At 41.5% G+C, this 3,673-nt stretch carries 10 protein-coding genes; 8 read left to right on the plus strand and 2 right to left on the minus strand.

All coding sequences use genetic code 11. The features are described from left to right. Window positions 1-48 precede the first annotated feature (48 nt). From QUA16_RS35965 to QUA16_RS35975, 3 genes are all read left to right on the plus strand, one after another. Window positions 49-444, plus strand: coding sequence for a hypothetical protein (locus QUA16_RS35965; RefSeq protein WP_333181771.1), 396 nt, complete (start codon window positions 49-51; stop codon window positions 442-444). A gap of 189 nt (window positions 445-633) precedes the next feature. Beyond that, window positions 634-897, plus strand: coding sequence for a hypothetical protein (locus tag QUA16_RS35970; RefSeq protein ID WP_333109582.1), 264 nt, complete (start codon window positions 634-636; stop codon window positions 895-897). Between the two features lie 3 nt (window positions 898-900). After that, a complete protein-coding gene (locus QUA16_RS35975) occupies window positions 901-1,266 on the plus strand; it encodes a type II toxin-antitoxin system VapC family toxin (protein ID WP_333109583.1) in 366 nt (121 codons plus the stop codon). A gap of 50 nt (window positions 1,267-1,316) precedes the next feature. Here QUA16_RS35975 and QUA16_RS35980 read toward each other — a convergent pair whose 3' ends face one another. Continuing rightward, on the minus strand, window positions 1,317-1,574 hold the full coding sequence (locus QUA16_RS35980; protein ID WP_333109585.1) for a BrnA antitoxin family protein: 258 nt from the start codon (window positions 1,572-1,574) through the stop codon (window positions 1,317-1,319). 71 nt (window positions 1,575-1,645) lie between these two features. Beyond that, entirely contained in the window at window positions 1,646-1,912 is a 267-nt protein-coding gene (locus QUA16_RS35985; protein ID WP_015178214.1) for a helix-turn-helix domain-containing protein, read from the minus strand. Window positions 1,913-2,045: 133 nt separating this feature from the next. On the opposite strand from QUA16_RS35985, the gene QUA16_RS35990 reads away from it, so the two are divergent. From QUA16_RS35990 to QUA16_RS36010, 5 genes are all read left to right on the plus strand, one after another. Next, window positions 2,046-2,243 (plus strand): hypothetical protein, encoded by a 198-nt coding sequence (locus QUA16_RS35990; protein ID WP_293352268.1) that lies wholly within the window; start codon window positions 2,046-2,048, stop codon window positions 2,241-2,243. A gap of 103 nt (window positions 2,244-2,346) precedes the next feature. After that, window positions 2,347-2,607, plus strand: a complete 261-nt coding sequence (locus QUA16_RS35995; protein WP_333109586.1) for a hypothetical protein — start codon at window positions 2,347-2,349, stop codon at window positions 2,605-2,607. Window positions 2,608-2,736: 129 nt separating this feature from the next. Continuing rightward, a complete protein-coding gene (locus QUA16_RS36000) occupies window positions 2,737-2,952 on the plus strand; it encodes a hypothetical protein (protein ID WP_333181774.1) in 216 nt (71 codons plus the stop codon). After that, a complete protein-coding gene (locus tag QUA16_RS36005; protein WP_333109589.1) occupies window positions 2,952-3,212 on the plus strand; it encodes a type II toxin-antitoxin system RelE/ParE family toxin in 261 nt (86 codons plus the stop codon). The genes QUA16_RS36000 and QUA16_RS36005 overlap by 1 nt, the downstream gene beginning before the upstream one ends. Window positions 3,213-3,363: 151 nt before the next feature. Further along, the gene (locus tag QUA16_RS36010; RefSeq protein ID WP_333109591.1) at window positions 3,364-3,594 is read left to right on the plus strand and encodes a hypothetical protein; all 231 of its coding nucleotides are present in this window, start codon (window positions 3,364-3,366) and stop codon (window positions 3,592-3,594) included. The last annotated feature ends 79 nt before the right edge of the window (window positions 3,595-3,673 follow it).

Below are 3,673 nucleotides of genomic sequence, written 5' to 3' on the forward strand. Positions count from 1 at the left end.
CTTTAAATTCAGTTCCAATTCTAGTTGTTAACATTTCTTTACTTACCTTTGTTTTTTTATACCGACCTACTTATCAGCTTTGATGTACACACGCTGCTTTATGGTGCGATCGCAATTATCATCGGTTTTCAAGCAGTAACTTTCGCTTTTTTCACCAAGATTTTTGCCATCAGCGAGAAATTCCTGCCGGAAGACCCCAAACTAAACAAAATATTTCGCTATGTCACCCTAGAGACAGGATTGATTGTCGGAGTCACGCTGATTTTAATCGGAATAGTGGGCTCGTTCTTGTCATTAACTATCTGGAGCGAAACGGCTTTCGGTTCTCTCGATCCTTCTAAAACTCTGCGTTTGGTTATTCCCTCGCTCACTTGCCTGACTGTTGGTTTGCAGATGGTTTTGTCGAGCTTTTTTCTCAGCGTGCTGAGCTTGAAGCGTAGGTGATAACATTAAAGTTCCTGCCAACATTCCTCAAAACTAAATTTCCATGCAGAGGAAGTTCAGGGCGATCGCACGGCAGGCAATATCGGGGCCGCTGGAGCCAAATTTCAGACTATCTGGTATAATCAAACAGGTAGCTTTAATGCTCAAAATTGTTATAATAGTAAAAATAAAGAATAGTTGATATTAGCTATGCAGCGAATATTTGAGGCTATATTAAAGGGAAACCTTTTAGAATGGGCGAATGAGGTTCCAACACAGGGCAATCGGCCTGTCAGAGTTTACGTTACTTTACAAGAAGAGCGATCGACTTTAAGTGCGGAGTTTCGCCGTCAGAGAATAGTTGAAGTATTGGAAAAAATTGCAGCAAATAATGTCTTTGCTGAGATTAGCGATCCAGTGGAATGGCAGCGAGATTTGCGTCAAGACCGTCCACTTCCAGGTAGGGATGAATAATGAATGTTGCTAGACAGTAATATTATTATCTACGCTTCCCAGCCAGAAAACTCGCAGATTAGGCATTTTATTGGCGAAAATGACATAATTGTGTCGGCAATAAGTTACCTTGAAGTCTTGGGTTATCATCGGCTAACTGAAGAGTATAGATTGTACTTTGAGGAATTCTTTGGTGTGGTGGAGGTTGTACCAATTTCTAACACTGTACTCGATCGCGCAGTGCTGTTGAGACAGATGAGGAGAATGACTCTTGGGGATGCTATTATTGCGGCAACAGCTTTGATATATGGCAGAACTTTGGTGACAAGAAATATAGGGGATTTTCGGTGGATTCCTGAACTCACACTGATTAACCCGTTTGAGGCTTAAGAAAGAGGGGCGATCGTACTTTGGGAATAAAAGGGCGATCGCACATTTATTTATTCACTGCTTTTTACATGATGTTCAACATAAGAGCGCAGCACAGCGTTCATTAGAGATTGATAGCCTTTTCCTTGGCTTTTAAACCAATCTAATACATCGCTATCAACCCTTAAAGAAATAGCTTGTTTTGTCAGTGGTGTTACGAGTTTTGCTTTTGCCCAAAAATTCGCATCTAATTCAGGAATATCAGAGGTATCGATCGCAGATTCTGGAATATTTTCTAATTTTTCAAGTCGTTTGCGCGAGATAGTCATATTCAAAGTACCTAAAAATGTATATACAAAGCGTATATACTTATAGGATAGCATAAAGGGCGATCGGATACTCACTCAGGCGGGCCAAAGCGATCGGGCAAGTCATCAAGAGTTAACCCGCGCGATCGCAAAAAATTTGCCAAAGCTTTCATCTGGGCAATTGTGAATGTCGGCACGTTATCTCCGGCTTCCCAGCGACTCACAGTGCGTACCGATGTCCCAATTTGCCGAGCAAATTCTTCTTGGGACATTCCTAACTCATCTCTGAGTTTTTTCAGCGGTGATTCGCCAGCTTCTTCTTGAGGTTGTCTTCGCTTAATCATTACAAAATGTGACATAGTGTCTAGACCACTTGACAAAACAACTTTGTCCAGACACTATGTCTATATAGACAGCAAAAGGGCAGAGTACGGGAAATCAGCCCTGCCTTTCTAGTGTCTCATTTTGTCCGCAATCTATTGCAGAACTAGGATGAACTACAAACAACAACTTTACCCGTGGGTGATTTACCGCCACCTGCCAAACCTGCAACGCCTGACTGTGGCGCGTTTTCGCCGCCGAAACGACGCCGAGGAACACTTGCGGATTATCAAAAGATTGCTGCCGCAAGTGGAGTTTGCGATCGCCTTTGAGGTGAATTCGCAACAGCTAACAAATTGTGCAAGATAGTATAAGAGCGATCGAACTTTGGGAATAAAAGGGCGATCGCTTTTCCCAGAATTTTAAATTGAGATATAATACAGAGCAAGCAAAAACTCTTACAGCCAAGTCTATGTCTAGTTATAACAAGGTACTGAATAAAGTTAAATACCTGACGTTTGCAGACAAACAGCGGTTATCAGAACACTTGAAAAAAATGATTCAGTTACGCGAAAAAGTTGCAGAAGATGATGCAGTAATTTCAGCCGAAGAAATAGCAGAGAGCGAAGCTGCTTGGCAAGATTACCAAGCTGGTCGCGATCGGGGGATATCCTCCCAAGAACTCAAATTGAAGCTATTTGGAGAAAAAAAATTACTGACTACATTCTCCTGAAAGCAGCAGAACGCTATTTATCGCGAATGCAACCGGATGACCAAGTACGAATTGTCAAGGCTTTAGATACTTTAGTAAGTGACGATAGAGGGCTTGACATTAAGCAACTTAAAGGACTAGGAGATTAAGATGCAAGTCAAAGACATGACAGTTGATCAATTGCGGGACTTAATTCGGCATACCGTGGAACAGTGTTTAGAAGAATATTTGGGCGATCCTGATGCAGGTTTAGAAGTTAAGGAAGAAGTCAAGCAGAAATTGTTAGAGTCAATGAAACGTAAACAAGCAGGAGAAAGCAGCGTCGAACCTGGGGAATTTTATCAAAAACTCGGCATAAAATCGTAATGAGCTATTCGGTTGAGTTGACTGCAGAAGCTCTGGTTAACCACGAAAGATTGACTCAGGCTGTGCAGGAGCGTATAGGTAATAAAATCAATTGGTTGGCTGAAAATTTTGAACAAATTACTCCTATGCCGTTGTCGGCTAATCTGGCAGGTTTCTTTAAGTTAAGAGTGGGTGATTATCGGGTAATTTATTCTTTTGATGATGATTTAAAGGTGATTACTATTCACCAGATTGGACACCGGAGAGAAATTTATGATTAACTGAAGTGCGATCGTACTTTAGGAAAATAAGGGCGATCGTACTTTAGGAAGAAAAGGGCGATCGTACTTTGGGAAAATCAGGGCTATCGCACTTCCCTCGATCCTAAATTGCTATAATGACAATCAGCCCAAAAATCTCAACATAAAGCCTATGTCTACTTATAGCGAGGTACTGAGTCAGGCTCAAAATCTTACTCCTGACGAGCAACAGCAGCTTTTAGAAGTATTGTCAGCTTTGATGCGCGATCGGGTAACAACCCAGACTCAGAGTAGCAGTGAAAGATTGCCCAGGAAAAATTTAAAGAGATGGCGAGGTTTTTTGCCGTATCGTGTGGATGCTTTGGAATTCCAGTTGCAACTTAGAGAAGAATGGGATGATTAATAAATTAGGACTTACGCATTGACAAAAAATATCATCTATGTATTCTAGACAATGCCATGACTGAATCGGTTTGCCAAAA

The organism is Microcoleus sp. S13_C3 (genome assembly GCF_036700905.1).
In the GTDB taxonomy this organism is placed as follows: domain Bacteria; phylum Cyanobacteriota; class Cyanobacteriia; order Cyanobacteriales; family Microcoleaceae; genus Microcoleus.